General features: G+C 61.2%; 22 protein-coding genes and 1 pseudogene. 11 read left to right on the forward strand and 12 right to left on the reverse strand.

Annotated features, from left to right (window positions below; all coding sequences use genetic code 11):
- The first annotated feature begins 63 nt into the window (after nucleotides 1-63).
- From NKH54_RS14955 to NKH54_RS14965, 3 genes are all read left to right on the forward strand, one after another.
- Nucleotides 64-732, forward strand: a complete 669-nt coding sequence (locus NKH54_RS14955) for an RNA polymerase sigma factor (RefSeq protein ID WP_023730437.1) — start codon at nucleotides 64-66, stop codon at nucleotides 730-732.
- A gap of 115 nt (nucleotides 733-847) precedes the next feature.
- The gene (locus tag NKH54_RS14960) at nucleotides 848-1,372 is read left to right on the forward strand and encodes a DUF4142 domain-containing protein (RefSeq protein ID WP_023705691.1); all 525 of its coding nucleotides are present in this window, start codon (nucleotides 848-850) and stop codon (nucleotides 1,370-1,372) included.
- 10 nt (nucleotides 1,373-1,382) lie between these two features.
- Nucleotides 1,383-1,694: a cupredoxin domain-containing protein gene (locus tag NKH54_RS14965; RefSeq protein ID WP_023832808.1), complete on the forward strand. Its 312-nt coding sequence runs from the start codon at nucleotides 1,383-1,385 to the stop codon at nucleotides 1,692-1,694.
- On the opposite strand, the gene NKH54_RS14970 is transcribed toward NKH54_RS14965, so the two are convergent.
- Nucleotides 1,670-2,554, reverse strand: a complete 885-nt coding sequence (locus tag NKH54_RS14970) for a crotonase/enoyl-CoA hydratase family protein (RefSeq protein WP_353028475.1) — start codon at nucleotides 2,552-2,554, stop codon at nucleotides 1,670-1,672. The two genes, NKH54_RS14965 and NKH54_RS14970, sit on opposite strands and share 25 nt — an antisense overlap.
- A gap of 81 nt (nucleotides 2,555-2,635) precedes the next feature.
- Here NKH54_RS14970 and NKH54_RS14975 point away from each other — a divergent pair, with 81 nt between their 5' ends.
- Nucleotides 2,636-3,226, forward strand: coding sequence for a TetR/AcrR family transcriptional regulator (locus NKH54_RS14975; protein WP_353028476.1), 591 nt, complete (start codon nucleotides 2,636-2,638; stop codon nucleotides 3,224-3,226).
- Between the two features lie 99 nt (nucleotides 3,227-3,325).
- Here the strand turns inward: NKH54_RS14975 and NKH54_RS14980 are convergent, their stop codons facing one another.
- Complete coding sequence (locus NKH54_RS14980; RefSeq protein ID WP_353028477.1) at nucleotides 3,326-4,552, reverse strand: anion transporter; 1,227 nt, start codon at nucleotides 4,550-4,552, stop codon at nucleotides 3,326-3,328.
- A gap of 768 nt (nucleotides 4,553-5,320) precedes the next feature.
- The gene (locus NKH54_RS14985) at nucleotides 5,321-5,557 is read right to left on the reverse strand and encodes a hypothetical protein (protein ID WP_023671471.1); all 237 of its coding nucleotides are present in this window, start codon (nucleotides 5,555-5,557) and stop codon (nucleotides 5,321-5,323) included.
- A gap of 273 nt (nucleotides 5,558-5,830) precedes the next feature.
- Here NKH54_RS14985 and NKH54_RS14990 point away from each other — a divergent pair, with 273 nt between their 5' ends.
- From NKH54_RS14990 to NKH54_RS15010, 5 genes are all read left to right on the forward strand, one after another.
- A complete protein-coding gene (locus NKH54_RS14990) occupies nucleotides 5,831-6,157 on the forward strand; it encodes a hypothetical protein (RefSeq protein ID WP_023715176.1) in 327 nt (108 codons plus the stop codon).
- Between the two features lie 594 nt (nucleotides 6,158-6,751).
- A complete protein-coding gene (locus NKH54_RS14995) occupies nucleotides 6,752-6,919 on the forward strand; it encodes a Thivi_2564 family membrane protein (protein ID WP_023694668.1) in 168 nt (55 codons plus the stop codon).
- Between the two features lie 13 nt (nucleotides 6,920-6,932).
- Nucleotides 6,933-7,226, forward strand: a complete 294-nt coding sequence (locus NKH54_RS15000) for a hypothetical protein (RefSeq protein WP_352463020.1) — start codon at nucleotides 6,933-6,935, stop codon at nucleotides 7,224-7,226.
- A gap of 161 nt (nucleotides 7,227-7,387) precedes the next feature.
- Nucleotides 7,388-7,858 carry a GFA family protein gene (locus NKH54_RS15005; protein ID WP_353028478.1) on the forward strand — a complete coding sequence of 157 codons (471 nt, stop codon included), beginning with the start codon at nucleotides 7,388-7,390 and terminating at the stop codon, nucleotides 7,856-7,858.
- A gap of 571 nt (nucleotides 7,859-8,429) precedes the next feature.
- Nucleotides 8,430-8,624: a hypothetical protein gene (locus NKH54_RS15010; RefSeq protein ID WP_023684343.1), complete on the forward strand. Its 195-nt coding sequence runs from the start codon at nucleotides 8,430-8,432 to the stop codon at nucleotides 8,622-8,624.
- A 69-nt stretch (nucleotides 8,625-8,693) separates the two neighbouring features.
- Here NKH54_RS15010 and waaF read toward each other — a convergent pair whose 3' ends face one another.
- Both waaF and NKH54_RS15020 read right to left on the reverse strand, forming a co-directional pair.
- Nucleotides 8,694-9,716: a lipopolysaccharide heptosyltransferase II gene (waaF, locus tag NKH54_RS15015; protein ID WP_023684344.1), complete on the reverse strand. Its 1,023-nt coding sequence runs from the start codon at nucleotides 9,714-9,716 to the stop codon at nucleotides 8,694-8,696.
- Complete coding sequence (locus NKH54_RS15020) at nucleotides 9,713-10,654, reverse strand: glycosyltransferase (RefSeq protein WP_353028479.1); 942 nt, start codon at nucleotides 10,652-10,654, stop codon at nucleotides 9,713-9,715. The genes waaF and NKH54_RS15020 overlap by 4 nt, the downstream gene beginning before the upstream one ends.
- Before the next feature lie 470 nt (nucleotides 10,655-11,124).
- Here NKH54_RS15020 and NKH54_RS15025 point away from each other — a divergent pair, with 470 nt between their 5' ends.
- Complete coding sequence (locus NKH54_RS15025; protein WP_353028480.1) at nucleotides 11,125-11,868, forward strand: glycosyltransferase family 25 protein; 744 nt, start codon at nucleotides 11,125-11,127, stop codon at nucleotides 11,866-11,868.
- A 134-nt stretch (nucleotides 11,869-12,002) separates the two neighbouring features.
- On the opposite strand, the gene msrA is transcribed toward NKH54_RS15025, so the two are convergent.
- The 6 genes and pseudogenes from msrA to NKH54_RS15055 all read right to left on the reverse strand — a co-directional run bounded on the left by msrA (nucleotide 12,003) and on the right by NKH54_RS15055 (nucleotide 14,301).
- Entirely contained in the window at nucleotides 12,003-12,521 is a 519-nt protein-coding gene (msrA, locus tag NKH54_RS15030) for a peptide-methionine (S)-S-oxide reductase MsrA (RefSeq protein ID WP_023814803.1), read from the reverse strand.
- 68 nt (nucleotides 12,522-12,589) lie between these two features.
- The gene (locus NKH54_RS15035) at nucleotides 12,590-12,913 is read right to left on the reverse strand and encodes a hypothetical protein (protein WP_023689880.1); all 324 of its coding nucleotides are present in this window, start codon (nucleotides 12,911-12,913) and stop codon (nucleotides 12,590-12,592) included.
- 3 nt (nucleotides 12,914-12,916) lie between these two features.
- Nucleotides 12,917-13,108: a hypothetical protein gene (locus NKH54_RS15040; protein WP_023671459.1), complete on the reverse strand. Its 192-nt coding sequence runs from the start codon at nucleotides 13,106-13,108 to the stop codon at nucleotides 12,917-12,919.
- Entirely contained in the window at nucleotides 13,093-13,332 is a 240-nt protein-coding gene (locus NKH54_RS15045; RefSeq protein WP_353028481.1) for an ABC transporter permease, read from the reverse strand. Before NKH54_RS15045 ends, NKH54_RS15040 begins: the two co-directional genes overlap by 16 nt.
- 96 nt (nucleotides 13,333-13,428) lie before the next feature.
- Nucleotides 13,429-13,632 (reverse strand): Pam3-gp28 family putative phage holin, encoded by a 204-nt coding sequence (locus tag NKH54_RS15050; RefSeq protein WP_353028482.1) that lies wholly within the window; start codon nucleotides 13,630-13,632, stop codon nucleotides 13,429-13,431.
- Nucleotides 13,629-14,301 (reverse strand): annotated as a pseudogene (locus tag NKH54_RS15055) (glycoside hydrolase family 108 protein). Before NKH54_RS15055 ends, NKH54_RS15050 begins: the two are co-directional and overlap by 4 nt.
- Here NKH54_RS15055 and NKH54_RS15060 point away from each other — a divergent pair.
- Nucleotides 14,189-14,662, forward strand: a complete 474-nt coding sequence (locus NKH54_RS15060; RefSeq protein WP_353028546.1) for an LbetaH domain-containing protein — start codon at nucleotides 14,189-14,191, stop codon at nucleotides 14,660-14,662. The pseudogene NKH54_RS15055 and the gene NKH54_RS15060 sit on opposite strands and share 113 nt — an antisense overlap.
- A 297-nt stretch (nucleotides 14,663-14,959) precedes the next feature.
- Here NKH54_RS15060 and NKH54_RS15065 read toward each other — a convergent pair whose 3' ends face one another.
- Nucleotides 14,960-16,324, reverse strand: a complete 1,365-nt coding sequence (locus NKH54_RS15065) for a phage terminase large subunit family protein (RefSeq protein WP_353028483.1) — start codon at nucleotides 16,322-16,324, stop codon at nucleotides 14,960-14,962.
- Between the last annotated feature and the right edge of the window lie 88 nt (nucleotides 16,325-16,412).

A 16,412-nucleotide genomic window follows, 5' to 3' on the forward strand; every position in this document is an offset into this window, starting at 1 on the left:
CCGGCGATGTCATCCAATGTCTTGATCGAGGTTTCGGACGGGGATTGGATCGAGGAACTGGCCATGCCTGCTATGTCTGTACCAATGCCCACGGCTGCTTCAAGCGAGATGCTTCTCGTGCGCCGCGCGCTGGCACGCGAAGGCAACGCCTTCTGCATCATCATGAAGACCCATAATCAGCGGCTCTATCGCATCGCTCGCGGGGTGGTGCGCAACGATGCCGAAGCCGAGGACATCGTCCAGGAGGCCTATGTCAGAGCCTTTGCCCATCTCGATGCCTTTCGCGGGGAGTCCTCATTGGCCACCTGGCTGTCGCGCATCGTCATCAACGAGGCGCTCGGTCGTCTGCGCAAAAGGCGGCGGACGGTGGCGAAAAACCCGCAAGCCGAAATCATCCAGTTCCCCCTCAATCCCAGCGACGATCCGGAGCGGACGATGGCGCAGCGGCAGATCCTCGAGTTGGTGGAACGGGCGACCGACAGCCTACCCGATGTTTATCGGACGGTGTTCGTGGCGCGGGTTATCGAGGGGCTCAGTATCGAGGAGACCGCCGAGCTGCTTGGCGTGCGGCCGGAAACCGTCAAGACAAGGCTACACCGCGCCCGCGCCCTGGTACGCAAGGCACTCGACGACCAGATCGGGCCGGTGCTGCTCGACGCCTTCCCGTTTGCCGGCCGGCGCTGCGACAGGCTGACCAGCGCCGTCATGCAGCGGCTCGGCCTGGAGAGCTGATCATCGGCTGATTTGGCCGATTTCCCCGGGAACGTTTGCCGCCGCTGCGCATCCAATGACCGTCAACTGAAAAACACGGCCCGGCGCGATCCCGCGTCCGGGCGAAGGAGATGCCATGGTTACCCGACACACCGCCGCCCTCGCTGCCTTGCTGCTGCTTGGCGCTGCCCCGCTCGCACAAGCCGCCGACAAGCCGACGGACCCGCAGATCGCCCACATCGCCTACACGGCAGGCGTCATCGATGTGGAAGCCGCCAAGCAGGCGATCAAGAAATCGAAGACCAAGGAGGTCGTGGATTTCGCCAACGACATGGTGCGCGACCACGAAGCGGTCAACGCGCAGGCACTGGAACTGGTAAAGAAGCTGAAGGTGACGCCGGAAGACAACGCAACCAGCCAGGCGCTGACCAAGGCTGCGGCCGAGGAGCGGGCGAAGCTCGCCAAACTCGACGGCGCAGCCTTTGACAAAGCCTATGTCGACAACGAGATCGCCTACCACAAACAGGTCGACGGCGCGCTTGAAACCCTTTTGATCCCATCGGCCAGTAATACCGAGTTGAAGAGCCTGCTGGAGACCGGCCTGAAGATTTTCCAGGGCCATGAACAGCACGCCGAGCATGTTGCAGGTATGCTGAAGTAAGGACCAGGCTATGTCGAAACGGCAGCTGTGGATTGCACTGGCGTTGGTCTTCGGGACCTCACCCGTGCAGGCCGAAACCATCCAGGTCACCATCAACAAACTTGTCTTTTCGCCGGCCACCGTCGACGCGAAGGTCGGCGACACGATCAAGTGGGTGAACAAGGACGTGTTCGCACATACGGCTACCGTCAAGGGTGGCTGGGAAGTGATGATCCCGCCGAAGACAACAGCGAGCCTGACCCTGCGGAAGGCGGAAGCGGTCGAATATTTCTGCCGCTTCCACCCCAACATGAAAGGTCATGTGGCCGTGACGGCGCCTTGATCCCGGTCCGCAAGCCCGTCCTGCTGCGTTGAGGCTCGCCTGGCTTCATCCGGACGGGTGATGTGTGTCCACGAGCCGTCACAGCCCGGCTGGCGCCGTGCGATCCAGGCATCCAGCCCTTCGCGCAGATCAGCGGTCGGAGCCATGCGGGCGAACTGCTCGGCCTCGGCAGCCAAGCCTTCCGCGATGCTCTGGTTCAGGCCCCTCGCCACTGCTGTGAGGATCGAGGCAATTGCTGCAGGAGAATGTCTGGTCATGCGCCGGGCAAGATCAATTGCGGCGGGCATCAGCTCCTCATGCGGCACCACCTGGTTGACGAGGCCGAGTTCGACGGCGCGGGGCGGCGGGAACCAATCGCCGGTCAACAGCAGCTCGAGCGCCCTCTTGCGCCCTGCCAGTCTCGGAAGCCGCTGCGTGCCGCCGAAAGTAGGCGGCATTGCAAGGTTGATCTCAGGCTTGGCGAACAAGGCGCGGTCGCTGGCGATAGCGAGCGGCACGGCTTCGGTGATCTCGCAGCCGCCGCCGAAGGCGATGCCGTTGACGGCGGCGATGACGGGCTTGCGGAATGCCTCCAGCCTTGCCGTCAGCCGCTGTCCGCGCATGACGAAGTCGCGCAGGGCAACGTCGACGCCGATGGCCACGCTGCCTGAGAATTCATGGATGTCGCCGCCGGCGGAGAAGGCGCGCTCTCCTGCTCCAGTGAGGATGACGGCGCGGATGGCGTCGTCGGTCTCGGCGGCATCGAGGAGCGCAAGCAGGCGATCAATCAGCGCATAGTTCAAGGCGTTGAGCTTTTCCGGCCGATTAAGTGTGAGGATGGCGATCCCGTTGCGGGCCTCGGTGAGCACAAGCTCGGTCATGTCTTTTCCTTCCCTGTGTTTGTCGACGGAGAGGATCAGGCTTTCGGTTGTATGTATATTCACTAGTCGGTATACTTGCGTATGAGCGAAGCACTAAGCCCTACCCGCAAACGCATTGTCGATGCCGCAACGAAGCTGTTCTATGCCGAGGGGATCGGCCGCGTCAGCGTCGATGCAGTGGCGGAAAAAGCCGGGCTGACCAAGCGCACGCTCTACTATCATTTCAAGAGCAAGGACGATTTGATCGCGGCCTATCTCGACGGTCGCGACCAGCCGAACCTCAAGCAGATGGCCGGCTGGTTCGAGACGGCCGAAGGCGATGTCGAGCGCAAGGTCGAGGCGATTTTCACCAATCTGGCGCGCGTGGCGAAGCACCCGAAATGGAGAGGCTGCGGCTTTCTGCGCACGGCAGCCGAACTCGCTTCCATGCCCGGACACCCGGCCGTTAAAGCGGGGGCGCGGCATAAGCAGAATTTCGAGACCTGGCTGGCCGGCGAACTCACAGGCCACGGAGTCGACGAGCCGCAGACCCTGGCGCGCGAAATCGTGCTTTTGATGGACGGCGCGTTCTCGATCATGCTGATCCACCGCAACCCCGACTATGTCAAGGCCGCCGGACATGCAGCTGCAACGCTGGTTCGGGCAAGGTCAGGATCGGCGACTATCCGCTAGAGCGTTCACCGTTTAGTGGAGGCGGCGAAACACGCTATCTCTTTGTTTCGACGCAATTCCGGACCGAAAAACCGCTTCACACTTTTTCCTGGAATTGCTCTAGAATCCAGCCGCCAGCCATGCCGTCCCGACTGCAAGGGTCAGCAGCGTCAGTGGCAGGCCGACCTTGAAGAAGGCTGAGAAGGACAGCTGCGTGCCGGCCGCCCGCGCCTGTTCGGCGACGATCAGGTTGGCGACTGAGCCAAGCAAGGTGAAGTTGCCGGCCAGCGTCGAGCTCATCGCCACCACCAGCCAGGCACGCCCGGGGTTTTCAAGGCCGGGTATGAATGGCCGCAGCGCCAGCACGGCCGGAACATTGCTCATGATGTTGGAGAGCATCGCGGTGAAGCCCGATAGCCGCCAGACGTCGTCCAGCCCTAGGTTCTTGGCCGAGGCGATGATGTCGGGCGTCAGCAGCGTCTTGTCGGCGCCGGCGACAACGATGAACAGGCCGGCGAACATGAACAGCAGCGGACCGTCGATCTCGCGGTAGATGCGCGCCGGCTTGATGGCGCGGGTGAGCAACAGGATGGCGCCGCCGATGAGCGCTGCCTTGGCAACCGGAACGCCGGCGAAGAAGGCGATGGCCAGGCCGATGCAGACAACCACCGCCTTCAGCACCTGTCCCGGCAGCATGCGGCCGCGATAGACTTCCGGGTTGAGATCGGCGGTGCGGGCGAATTCGGCGCGGTAGACGATGCGCACGATGACGATGACCGCGACGAGGCCGAAGAGGGCAACCGGCGCCAGGGCGGCCGAAAAGGCTGGGTAGGAAATTCCCGACAGCGCGCCGATGACCATGTTCTGCGGGTTGCCGGTGATGGTAGCGACGCTACCGCAGTTGGACGCGGTGGCGGTGGCGATCAGATAGGGAATGGGATTGCGATTGATGACACGGGTGACGTGGACGACGATCGGCGCCATGACCAGGCAGATGGCGTCGTTGACCAGGAACGCCGACAACACGCCGGTCAACAGCGTCACCATCACCAGCAGCACGAAAGGCGCGTGCGCATGCTCGATAGCATAGGCGCCAAGCGCCCGGAAGGCGCCGGACACCTTCAGATGCGCCACCACGATCATCATGCCGAGCAGCAGCGTAATGGTGTCGAAATTGATGGCGCGATAGGCATCTTCCATACTGAGTGCGCCGATGGCGATCATCGCCGCCCCCCCCAGCAAGGCGATCCCTGCCCGGTCGAGACGGAGGCCTGGAATACGCCCGATTGCGACGCCGGCATAAGTCAGGACAAGGATCAAAAGTGCCGCTGCGCCCATCAATGTCATTGGCAGACATCCTTGTCCAAAACGAACCGACGCAGGAACGGACTGTTCCCGCCCAGGCATTTGCCGGGCAGCTTTAACGCCGCTCCAGCAAAGCGAAAGCCTATAACGATCCGAATGCGAAAATCGGTGGGCAAAATCGCGGGTTGACCGATGCCGGGAGCAACCGGAGCTTGACCTTGAGACGGCCGAAATTGGGAACGAGACACGCGCGGCGGACTGCCGGTGGCCTGAGATTGCCATCCGCGAAACTTCCCCCTCGGTAGGCTCGTGGCTTATGTAATTAAACTCTAATTTAGGCTTTCCGGGTATGGATACCTTAGCCATATTTCGGCCTTGGGGTTTCAGATGGTCCAGGTTCTTGAGAGGGAATGCCGTGTCTCGGAGAACGAGGCTCTGCTGGCCCGCCCGATGGAATGTCCACAATGCCACGGAACCCGCAAGGTGTTTGTCTGTGCCCGGTGGGCGAGCTCGAACGGCCATTGCTGCCCCGGAGGAACACACCAGCTCAGTTGCCCCGGTCACAGCGTCGCGTGCATGGAGTGCGAAGAGAACCTTGAGCGTATCTGAAAGCGATCGCGACTATTTCCTGTCGGGAAAACGCAAAAAGCCCGCTCCGGCGGACCGGAGCGGGCTTTGCAACCACACGCCAAGAGTACCCTGCTGAGAGCCAGTACCCTGCCGAGAGCCGACCCGCTTTGCGTTTCCGCCACCGCAATAATTGGTAGCGGCACTTCCAGAAAAAGCGATTGTTGGCTAACCGCCGTCGGATTACTCGCCCGACTGGCCGTCGCCAGTCACACTGCTGCCCAGAATTCCAAAGTCCTGAGACTTTGTTCCTTGTCCCGCAGTCAGGAATCCATCCGCATCCAGGCCGCGCCGCAGCAGTTCCCGCACTGCCGCGGACCGGCTTGGCATGCGCTTTTCGAAGCGCCAGTTTTCCAAGGCAGCCAATTCCTCGGCTGTCAGCATGATCTGCAGTCGCTCGGGTCGTTCCAGCTCGGCCATTCGCGCCTCCAACCGTCAAGACCAAAAATATGGTGAGTTAGTATGTGTCTCAATTGCAGTATAGCTAGGGGTCCCCGTGCAGCGCGTCAAGAGAGGCTGATGGGTGACTCACATACAAGACCAACGATGAGGGAGACACGCCGATAGCACAACCCGCGCAATCTGCTAACTACTTGATTTACTTGAGAATTTTTTATATTCTTCTTGCCATCTGAAGGTCGTTGGCGCATCTTGATCACGACGGGACAACCGGCTCCTGAAAGGAAGGTTTCCATGCGCTACGGATATTCGGCTCGGCTACGGGAGGATCTCAATTCACGGGTCCTGGGCGCGCTTCGCTCGCGCGGAATGGTCAATATTGCGGTGGTTGCCGAGGACATACGATTGCGTAACCTGGACGAGAACGTCGCCCTTGAAGATGTCGAGCGGCTTGTGATGCAGACGGCCCAACTCTACGGCGCGGTGATGGAGTTGGACGGACTGACCTCCGTCGAGGCGGGGAGATTGACTTCGCTTGCCGACGATAAGCACGAACTGCCTGGCATCGGCAATTCCGACACCACAGGCGGCCAACCCGCTCCCCTGCTGGGATTGTCCTAAGGCGCGACCCGCTCTTTCAATCGACAAAAATCCGCGAGAGAGATTTGGACCGAGCGCAGCGGCGCCTTGAGCGTCCAGACAACGCCTTGTTCCCCAAATTCCAGGGATTCCAATCCCCGCATGTTTGGATGACGTATTCCCCTACCCCAAATTCCCACCTGCTCGATTTGCCCGTTCCGCGGTAGCTGAGATGCACGTGCGAGGTTTCGGTTCCCGTCGTCCCCTTGGGACGGCAATTGTTCTCCTGCGAAAAAGCGATCACCCGCCGGGCGGCGCCGGATCTCAGGGCTCGCGCAAATGTCGACAACGAAGCGCAACTCAGGCCGTTTTTGTCGGAACCCCGTCAACCCGAGGCGGTTCTCCCGTTAGCTCGCCTGACGCCAGCAACAAGTCGCCTGGAAACGGTGTCGCCGACGGTAAACGACAACCGTGCGGCAAACAGGCCCTGATCGGCGTTCAGCTTCAAAGGCCGCGGAACGCTGTTTCGCAGCCTTTACGTTGCGCCGGCGGCTTCGCATCGACAGGAACCAATCTATGGCCAGAGCGTTTGCCGCTGCGTACTCTTCTCAGACGTAGCCAGACGGAGTGAGGGACATGGCTTCATCGGTACTTATCGGCATTCTGATCACTTTCCTGGTGATCATCCTGGTGCTCTATCTCGTCCAGCGTCTGCCGCTCGATGGCCGCACGAGGCAGATCGCGCAGATCGTTGTCATCATTATCGGCATTATTTCGCTGTTGAAATACCTGGCCGTATTTTAGGATAAGGGTCGCCATGACATCCCAAACAATCGCATGGATCATCGGAACGGCGTTGTTTGCCGCAACAAGCACGGCCTACGCCCGACCCGACACGCGTTCGATGACCTGCGAGGAGACGCAGCGCCTCATCCAGAGCCATCACTCGGCGGTGTTGACGACCGGCCGGAATACTTATGATCGCTATGTCCGCCAATACGGCAACGAGTGCGACTGGCCGGAGGTGCCGGTCGCTGCCTCCGTTCCGACACGTGATGGCCAGTGCCGTGTCTATTGGTGCCGGGAACCGGTATTCGATTTCCCGAACTGACATATCCAGCAGCCTTGCGGCGGTCGTCGCCATGGCGCTGCCGGGTCCAGACAATGCATTGCGCGAGGCGACATGGAACCGTTGCGCCGCGCGTGAATTGATTGTGCGCATGGCGCTGCAAGATGTAGCGGTGTGATGCCCAACCAGATGGAGGAGCGGTCATGCCCAATGATACAAGGCGGAGCGGCAGCTGCCTGTGCGGCGGCATCCAGTTTTGGGTGACGGGAGATCCCTTTCGGATTGGCCTTTGCCATTGCAAGGACTGCCGCAAGGCTAGCGGGTCGGCTTTTTCGGCGTTTGCAGTGTGGCCGCTCGAGGCGTTCGAAACGACGGGTATCGTCAATAGCTACGGCGACAGAAGTTTTTGTCCCACCTGCGGCGGCCGGGTCCCTTTGGTTCGTGAGAATGAGGTGGAAGTGACGATTGGCAGCCTCGATGAGGTGCCCACCGAAGGGCTGGAGCCCAGCTATGAACTCTGGGTCAATCGCCGTGAGCACTGGTTGCAACCCTTGCCTGCCGCCCGGCAATTCGAGCACGACCGGGTCGATGACGAGCCGACAAACCGGACAGCCGAACCGATTTCTGACGGTGTCGAGACGCCGTCTAGCTTGCCGCAACGCAAGTCGGCCTAGCGCGAGCGGCGCAGAAAGCCGGCAGGCAGGAAATTCATTCTCGAAACCGCCCGATGCCGACAGGACCGGGTCCGACAACATTTCACCCGGTAGAAGCCAAACGCAAAAAGCCCGCCTTGGCGTCAAGCCAAGGCGGGCGGTAGATCATCCGGCCTGCGCTGCCGTGGAACGATGGGTTGGCCAAAGCCCTGCGCTGAGACCCGGTGCCGTTTGTAACCGGCGATTGACTACGGAGCGGCCCCGGTCAGCTGGAATTCGTCTTGTGGTTGCAACGATGCTACGTTTTGTTTCGAAACGAGAGCCTAAGGCCACGCAATATCGTTACGTCAACTATGCTGTCCAAGTATCTCGTGGTGTGAACTGAAGGAATCTTCCTGTCTTGTACAAAAGAACGCTTTGTTTATTTCTTTCCGTCAAATAGTGTAGCGAATCTTGAAGCCGGATGGGGCGGCTTTCATGCAGCCAGCGCCTTCGCAGGATCGCGGTCCGCACGTGCAATATCCACTTCACGGCAATCTTCATGCAAGCATAGCCAGCGCAAAGTTCATACGCAGACGTTGGGGGAGCACCGATGGACCAGCCGAGCAAAATGGAGAACCTGCAGTTCGCGCAAGGGATACTGCGGGAGCTTAGGCAAAAAGCCGAAGCCGACGGCGAGAAGCTTCTGACTTATCTCATCGACATGGCCTACCTTGAAGCCAGCGACCGCATCCGTGCACATTGGGTCGGCAATCACGAGCCCGAAAGCCGCAGGGCCATGGGGTAACCGAAACGCGGCGACGGTTGCCCCCACGGGCGTTTTTAACCAGACGCCTGGGGCCGGCGAGACCATTGGTCAGTTGGCGATACCGGCTGAGATGTCAGCCAGAGCCTCCCTCACCCGAGTTTCGCTGATGCCCCGCGTGTCCTTGACCCAGCTGGGCGTCGAAAGCGGTGGTTCGATAAAGCGAACATGGTTGTTTACGGGCCCATGCACATAGGGGCGATTCAGCCCGTAGATAAGCGCGCATGGGACGTTCAGGGCAGCGGCGGCGTGGGAAATCCCGCCATCAACCCCGAGGAACATGGTCGACGCAGCGATCTGGCACATCGCGTCAGCAATCGACGGGGTCGAGGTGAAGTCGATTGCCTCAGGAATGGCGGCGCGGATTTTTGCGGCACCGGCGTGCTCGCGCGGTCCGCCTACAATCCAGATTGCCCAGCCGCGATCATGATGGTCTCTGGCGATCGAAATGAAGCGCTCGACGGGCCATGAGCGGAAATTCTCAATGTCGGCAGTATAGAGCGCCAGGGCCGGTCGGCCGGCATCGATCTTCTTGTGCTGGCGCCAATCGTCCAACTCGGCCGGATCGACCACAAGCCGGGGCGCCGGCCACTCTGCGCCCGCAGCCGGCTTTTCGCCAAGCGAGGCAATCGAGCAGACCTCCTCGAAGAGCCGCGTCTTGCGGGGTCCGAAGGCCCATAGATGCGCCAACCAGCCGGCGGGGAAGCGATTGAGGAGGCCGAATTGCAACTCCTGCGGATAGCCGATGCGCTCCTCTATTCCGGCCATGAACGCCATCAGCGCCGCCTTGGTGCTGCTGGTCATCAGATAGGCCGTACGGTAATTTTCCTTGCGCAACTCACCAACCAGGCGGCTGCGCTCGCCAAAACCGGGGCGCTGATGACGCTTGGCAAGCGCCCAGCCCTTCCTGACATGCGGCATCAGGCGCGCCAGCGGCGCTGCGACAGGCGAGGTGACGACATCTATGGGGCGATCAGGAAATCGCGCAGCGATGATCTGGATGGCAGAATGGCAACGGACGAAGTCGCCGACCGCGGGGAAGCCGACGAAGAGGATTGGATCGCCGGTCGTCAAGGAAGCGCTTCGCCGTCAAGGATGCGGGCATAGAGATCCAGATAGCCGCGCGCCGCTTTTTGGATGGGAAATCTCGTCGCGGCCGATTCGCGGCATTGCTGAGGCGTAAGGTCGGCGACGGCCTCGAAAGCGGCCGCAAATTCTTCATCGGTCTCAAAGAAGCGCCCGCTGTCGGCATCGACCGTCTCGGGCAATGCGCCTCGCGTCGTCGTCAGCACCGGAGTGCCGCACAACATGGCTTCGACCGGTGCGTTGCCGAACGGCTCCTCCCAGGCGATGGGGTTGAGGAAGGCTCGCGCTTCGCCGAGAAGGCGAAGCTTCGGCTCGCCGTCAACGATTCCGTGGAAACGGTATCGCCTGCCAAGGCTCTTGAAAAACAACCCTTCGCGGCGGGTCTGACTTCGGCCCAGCAGTTTCCAACGCGAGCCACCGGCGATATCGAGACCGAAATCGAATTTTTTGGCGAGATCGACGGCGCGGTTGAGGCCTTTGCTTGATCGTGCAATGCCGGCGAGAAATAGCAGGCGGTCGCCCTTTGCAGCCGACAAACGATAGGCGTCCACCGGAAAGCCATTGTAGACGAATGTCTCGCGCCCATGCTGGCGGGCATGATTGGCGCTGATAAAGCTCCAGTTCGCAACTGGCATGGGCTGGTCCGGCATAAAGCCGCGCTGCGTATTCAGCGTTGGAAATGGCACCTCGACGGGCCAACTATGGGTGTGGACGATTTGCGTGTCGCGCGGAATGGCTGCCCGGCATTCGGCATCGGTCGAAGCGTGCCGGACCTCGAAGAGCGGGTGGCTGGAGCCAGGGCCAGCGATCACCACGACATCGTGTCCGAGGCGAACCATCTCCGTGGCCAGCCATTCGACCTGACGCTGAATCCCACCGTAACCTCGGCAGGGTATTACGCCCTTCAAAACGAGCGTCACCCGCATTGACCTTGCCTCACCATCCTCTCAAAGACGGTCCAGTTGCGTCACGGGCTGGGCATTGTCAAGGTCGCGCCAGAAACGCGAAAAGCCGCGGCGGCCTCGATCGGGTTACGGAATCGTTAATCAGCGCTTGCTACTATACCGGATGACCAAGAATCTCGGCAATGCACCCAGGACCATCTCCAGACAACAGCCAAAGACCTCCGCTCTTGGTCGGCTGACGCCCGCCCTGTTTCCCCTTGTGGTCGTCGCGCTTGGATACATGATCGGTCGGCAATTCTTCGGATTCTAGCCCGACTCGTCCACCGGCGCACGGCAAAGCTCGCTCCTCGCGCGGGGCATGCCGTCAATGTCCACCCACCTCCAGAGTCGAACAACCCGCGGCACGGTACGCCGCTACCCATCGCCCGCACGATATGTTGTGCAATCACGGGAACGTGATATTCACTGATTACCGGACAAAGGGGGCGCCGATGAGGTGTCTGGTGATCAATCTCGATCGTTCTCGCGATCGGCTGGCGCATGTCGCGTCCGAGTTCGGCCGGATCGGAGTACCATTTGAGCGTGTCTCCGCCATTGATTGCCCCGATTGCTGCTCTGTCGCCAAAAGCCCGCTGAGCGCTGCTGAGGTTTGCTGTTTCCTGAGCCACCGCTCGTGTTGGGAGATCGTTGCGAACGGCGCGGATCAATATGGCGCGGTTTTCGAGGACGACGTCGTTTTCGGCGCTGGCGCCGGCTCGCTGCTTGCTTCCGATCGATGGGTGCCACGCGATGCCGATGTGATCAAGCTGGAAACGCATTTTGCCAAAGTGAGGGTCGGACGCAAGGAAGTCGCTCTCGATGATGGGTTTTCGCTTGCCAGACTTTATGGGCTGCACGCGGGCGCCGCAGGCTATGTCCTCTCCAGATCGGCAGCGCAAAGATTGCTGCGCAGGACCATGCCATCTGAGAGGAGAGGTCGACTTCGTTCTTTTTCACCCAGGATTCATGACCTGCTCGCTCAACCGAATCTATCAGATCATGCTGGCGCTTTGCGCACAGCACCATTTTGTTTCGGGACGAGAGCGCTTTCCAAGCCTCGTGCGACGGCCCGGGAGGCGGCCAAAGCCGTTTCTCGATCGAATTGTTGGAGAAGCGGTGCGAACCTTCGCCTATCTTCGAAACCAGAGCCTGACCGGAACAAAGAAGATCGAGGCCGTCGCGTTCTCAGACTCTGAGGTCGACGACAAACCCGTCCACGGCGCGTTCGTCTATGGGCAGCCCGAGCACGGCCACCTCTACGAGGCGGCCGGCATACCGATCGCGCGGAAGAATAGTTCGACCGCCAGATAAGCAGACGATAGCGGCTGCGTTACGAAACAGCCTTTTCGCGGACCGGAAGCTTCCAGCCCGGCCTGACAAAGTGGCAGGTATAGCCGTTGGGGTATTTCTCGAGATAGTCCTGATGCTCTGGCTCCGCCTCCCAGAAATCGCCCGCCGGCGCAAGCTCGGTGACGACCTTGCCCGGCCACAGTCCAGAGGCATCGACATCGGCGATGGTGTCTTCGGCGACGCGCTTCTGCTCGTCGCTGGTGTAGAAGATCGCCGAGCGATAGCTCATTCCGACATCGTTGCCCTGGCGGTTCCTGGTGGTCGGATCGTGGATCTGGAAAAAGGATTCGAGCAATGTGCGAAAGCTGATCCTGGCCGGATCGAAAACGATCTCGATGGCTTCGGCATGGCTGCCGTGGTTGCGATACGTGGCGTTGGGCACATCGCCACCGCTATAGCCGACGCGGGTAGAGATCACGCCGGGACAGCGCCGGATCAAATCCTGCATGCCCCAGAAACAGCCGCCGGCAAGGACTGCACGTTCGGTGGACGTCGCCATATCATACCTCCATTGGATTGCTCCTTAGGTAGGCATTGTCGCCGGCTTCTTCCAGCATCTCAAGTGCATCACTCGTTGCCGGCCGAGCCGAACCGCCGCACGATGACCTCGAAGACGATGTCGGAAATCCACATGGCCGAGACGCCGATCAAAAAGGCGGCGGCGAGCGTCGTGGTGTCGTCGGCCGGATCGGGGATAGGCATGCCGGTTGCCCTGAACCAGGCGACGGCAGGCAGCGTCAGATACGCAGCCGCCAGCGCCCCGCAGATCGGCGAGGCAATCATCTCGCGCAGCTTGTAGCGATGGCGCGACAGTGCTCGCAGCACGCCGCCAGCTAGCCCGGCGGCGACGACCGGCCCCTTGATGCCGAGCATGTCGAAGAGGTCGTGCATCGGCTAAGGCCTCCATCCGCAGAGCTTTTGTCCCTTGCGGTTGTGCGCCAGGAGCGCTCTCGCCTCGGCGTCCGACAGGACGTCGACGGCTTCGGCCGACAGGCGCAGCGGGCTCGAAATCGCGCAGAAGCCGCCCGAAGCAGTCGTGCACCCGGCAAGCGCCACAAGCAGCGCAAGCATCAGTCCCTTGCCCATGATTTCAGCTCCTTTCGAACAGCGTCCGCCGGCAGTGCGCCGACGTCGTTCTGCACCTGCTCAGCGACCGCGCGCGCCGCGGCTTCAGCGGCCGCCTGTTTGCCGCGCTCGGCCCTGGCGCCGGCCAGCCGCTGGTGAACGCCCCAGCAAAGGGCGGCGATGACCGATGCCAGGAAGCCCAGCAGCGCTTTATTGCCAAGCAGGACGGCGAGGAGCGCGCTCACAGCAGCCACCCGGCGACAAGCCCGGCGGCAAAGCCGATAGCATAGGGTTTGGCGGCTTCGAGATAGGCGATGAGCAGTTGTTGCAACCCTTCCATGTCAGTGCTCCCAGCCGGATTGGCGGGCCAGCCAGTGCCAGGTCTCGGTGACCGAGGCGATGGCGAGACCGGCGGCGATCTCCAGACCAGCTTGAATGTCAGGATCGGAGGAAAACGCTGCAGCGTCGTCGGCCCCGAGCAGGCCACGGGCCACCAGAACGCCGGCGCCGTAACGCAAGCCGATGCGGATGAAGACAGCGATCATGTCGAACTCCTTGCGAAAATGGATTTCAGGATTTGAAGCAGCGCACGCCAGAACGGCAGGCGTTCGACGGGGCTGATCGGCCCGCCGGTAGACACCGGCATCGCACTGCCGGGCTTCGGCGAGAGCGCTGGTGGCTGGGCCGGGGGGCCCGGCGAAGGTGGGGCCAACATCAACAGCGCCTGGGAACGGACCGACCGGATGCGATCGCTCCAACCCTTGCCGAAAACCGGCCAGGTGGGCAGCCGCCGCAGGAATGCCAGGCGGGCATCGCAAAGATCGTCGATGACCGCGCCCGGTGGCCTGGCGCCGACAGCTTTGAGCGTGGCCGGGCCGATCCTGCCGTCCTGTGCGGTGCCAACTGCCGCCTGCAGATATTTAGCCGCCCTGCCCGGCCCACTGTTCACGGCGAAGTCGAAGACGGCATAGTCGACACCGCCGGGAAGCTCGGCGCCGGCAACGGCATCCCAATAGAAGCGGCGATAGACCTTCGCCACCTGAGCACCCGATATGGTGAAGGTCGTCCTTCGTCGCATCCGCCTTCACGTAGCGGCGGAAATTGGCCAGCGTCACGCCCTTCACGGTAGCGCCGCCGGGATCGGCCGGATTGTCAGACCAGCCGCCTTCCGATTTGAGGACGAGCGCAAGCGCCCGCGCGAAGTTGCGGTCCATTGGGATTTTCCTTTCTGCCCGCGAAAGGCAGGTTGTCGATTTGCGAAGCTGCTTGCGGTTAGGCGTCGATCATCGAGACAACGTCGCTGGAGACCTTGGCGGGGCGGTATTTGGTGGCGTCGGCCGGAAAGGAGATCGGAACGGCGAATCGAGCGACGGCACCATTGCCGTCGTCGCCGCTGCGATGGTGATCGAAGATGCACCTCCGTATGCAGTTTTAGGAAGAATTCCGGCAAAGGTGATCAAGAAGCGATTCGACGACGAAAATAGCCGAGGCTTATTGAGATTCGGTGGTGGATTGGGCAGACGCCATATCTCGGAAAGAGAGAGCGGCCCTTTGATCTTTCTTTTGAAGAATTAACTCGAATTTATGCTAGGCCCATGCCCTAATGACAAGCCGCCAGCTTGCATTAGTAATATTTAGAAATCCACCAGTGTCTTTGCGTGTAATCTGAACGGCACTAGAAGCCTGGGACCCAAATCTAACGACCATATTTGTGGCATCGGGAACGACACTTAGGCCTCGATTGGTGCTTGCTTCGTGCGATCCAATCGAGACAGGTTCTTCGTCTCCAACAGAATAGCCACCCTCAGCAGTGGTGCACTGTAAGAATGCAAGGTAATTTTTTCGGCTTCACCCCCAGCCCATGAGCCAACGTCAGCGACCCGCCGGATGTGATGGTCTGTTGCGGGCTTTCATAAAACTTCTGAAGCAACGCCGTGGACGACTGGACATAGCGTGCATCCTGTTCGGCCTGCGACCATTGCAGCTTGATCCATCCTCCCAGGCACCGCCAGCCTGCCTGCGCCGCCATAGCTTTTGGTCTGCCGCCGTAGTGTCGTTGACGAAATCATGCACCGTCTGCGTCCGGTAGCCAGTGCTGCCGTGCGCTTCCACAAACCCCAGGAACCAGTTTACGCCGTCCGGCGCATTAGCCGCCGCCGAGGCCATATACCAGCCATTGTCCAGGGCGTTGTTCCAATCGGTGATCGTCTGCGCGACGACACCAAGGTTGGAACGGCTATCAAGTTTCAGATCCAACCCAGCCTTGACGAACCCCGTTGTAGCCAACTGCGTGGTATTCGTTCCAGGCGCTGCGGTCGGCCCCGTTGGCGTCCCGGTGAATGTCGGGCTGGCCTTCGGCGCCAGGCTGGACACCGCGATCCCACTATCCTTCCCCACCTTGCCCGTCGTGCCCGCGAAAGTGACAATATTGTCGGTTGCCGAAGACGCAGGCCCCAAAAAATCTCCTACTCCCGTCCCGTCGGCGCCTCTGTCGCCGGCCCGGTCGAACATCAGCCAGATGCCGTTGGCCGTCGTCGGCAAAGTGCCGGCGCCACTGACATAGGCGAGCGTCAGTTTGCGGTAGCGCGTCGCGGCCATCAAATCGTCGCGCAGTTTCACCACCTTGCCGTCCTTGCGATGGTAAAGCCGAAATTCCTCGAACCAGGGCAGCAGCGACGAGAACACCTTGAAGCGGCCGGACTGCATGCGGTCGAGCATTTCCATCAGCCCGGCCTCGACCGAGACCGAGCCGTCGGCAAAGCGGGCGTGGCCGGTGAGCATGTTCAAGCCGTGGGCGGCATATTGCCTGGCGAGCGCCGTGCCCGCCCCTTCCAGCGTCTCGCGGCGGCCGTCGCGCGGCCAGGCCCAGGGCAGCCATTCGCCCCATGGCTTCAGCGCCAGCACCTGCATCGCCGGCGTCTGCTGCGAGGCCCTGGCTGCTTTGGTGACGTAAACGATATCAGCCTCCGTATCCCAGGCCAGCTCGACGGCGGCCGACGGATGGTCCCAGCCGAAATCGAGGGCGCCGATCCGCGGCCAGTAGCGCGGCAGCCGGAACGGCTCGCAGGCGATCAGCTCCTCGGCAATCGGAAAGATGCGGCCGGAGCCCAGCACCGGAATGCCCTTGGCCCTCGCTTCGCGCTCATGTTCGGGATAGGCGGCGATGATCGCGGCACGCTCGTCCGGCGAATAGTGTTCGACGTCGTCTATGGTCATGAAGGTGACGTGACGGGTCATGCAAGCATGCTCCAATAGAGTGTGGCCATTGATACCACCGCTCATCAATGCGAAGCTGACCCAAGACTTGGGGGAACACATGATTCGG

Source organism: Mesorhizobium sp. M1004 (genome assembly GCF_040318795.1).
Classification (GTDB): Bacteria; Pseudomonadota; Alphaproteobacteria; order Rhizobiales; family Rhizobiaceae; genus Mesorhizobium.

Bases quoted from the DNA above. Each gene is read 5' to 3' on its own strand.
- NKH54_RS14955 (WP_023730437.1), top strand. From the start codon at position 64: ATGCCTGCTATGTCTGTACCAATGCCCACGGCTGCTTCAAGCGAGATG.
- NKH54_RS14960 (WP_023705691.1), top strand. From the start codon at position 848: ATGGTTACCCGACACACCGCCGCCCTCGCTGCCTTGCTGCTGCTTGGC.
- NKH54_RS14965 (WP_023832808.1), top strand. From the start codon at position 1,383: ATGTCGAAACGGCAGCTGTGGATTGCACTGGCGTTGGTCTTCGGGACC.
- NKH54_RS14970 (WP_353028475.1), bottom strand. From the start codon at position 2,554: ATGACCGAGCTTGTGCTCACCGAGGCCCGCAACGGGATCGCCATCCTC.
- NKH54_RS14975 (WP_353028476.1), top strand. From the start codon at position 2,636: ATGAGCGAAGCACTAAGCCCTACCCGCAAACGCATTGTCGATGCCGCA.
- NKH54_RS14980 (WP_353028477.1), bottom strand. From the start codon at position 4,552: ATGACATTGATGGGCGCAGCGGCACTTTTGATCCTTGTCCTGACTTAT.
- NKH54_RS14985 (WP_023671471.1), bottom strand. From the start codon at position 5,557: ATGGCCGAGCTGGAACGACCCGAGCGACTGCAGATCATGCTGACAGCC.
- NKH54_RS14990 (WP_023715176.1), top strand. From the start codon at position 5,831: ATGCGCTACGGATATTCGGCTCGGCTACGGGAGGATCTCAATTCACGG.
- NKH54_RS14995 (WP_023694668.1), top strand. From the start codon at position 6,752: ATGGCTTCATCGGTACTTATCGGCATTCTGATCACTTTCCTGGTGATC.
- NKH54_RS15000 (WP_352463020.1), top strand. From the start codon at position 6,933: ATGACATCCCAAACAATCGCATGGATCATCGGAACGGCGTTGTTTGCC.
- NKH54_RS15005 (WP_353028478.1), top strand. From the start codon at position 7,388: ATGCCCAATGATACAAGGCGGAGCGGCAGCTGCCTGTGCGGCGGCATC.
- NKH54_RS15010 (WP_023684343.1), top strand. From the start codon at position 8,430: ATGGACCAGCCGAGCAAAATGGAGAACCTGCAGTTCGCGCAAGGGATA.
- NKH54_RS15020 (WP_353028479.1), bottom strand. From the start codon at position 10,654: ATGCGGGTGACGCTCGTTTTGAAGGGCGTAATACCCTGCCGAGGTTAC.
- NKH54_RS15025 (WP_353028480.1), top strand. From the start codon at position 11,125: ATGAGGTGTCTGGTGATCAATCTCGATCGTTCTCGCGATCGGCTGGCG.
- msrA (WP_023814803.1), bottom strand. From the start codon at position 12,521: ATGGCGACGTCCACCGAACGTGCAGTCCTTGCCGGCGGCTGTTTCTGG.
- NKH54_RS15035 (WP_023689880.1), bottom strand. From the start codon at position 12,913: ATGCACGACCTCTTCGACATGCTCGGCATCAAGGGGCCGGTCGTCGCC.
- NKH54_RS15040 (WP_023671459.1), bottom strand. From the start codon at position 13,108: ATGGGCAAGGGACTGATGCTTGCGCTGCTTGTGGCGCTTGCCGGGTGC.
- NKH54_RS15050 (WP_353028482.1), bottom strand. From the start codon at position 13,632: ATGATCGCTGTCTTCATCCGCATCGGCTTGCGTTACGGCGCCGGCGTT.
- NKH54_RS15065 (WP_353028483.1), bottom strand. From the start codon at position 16,324: ATGACCCGTCACGTCACCTTCATGACCATAGACGACGTCGAACACTAT.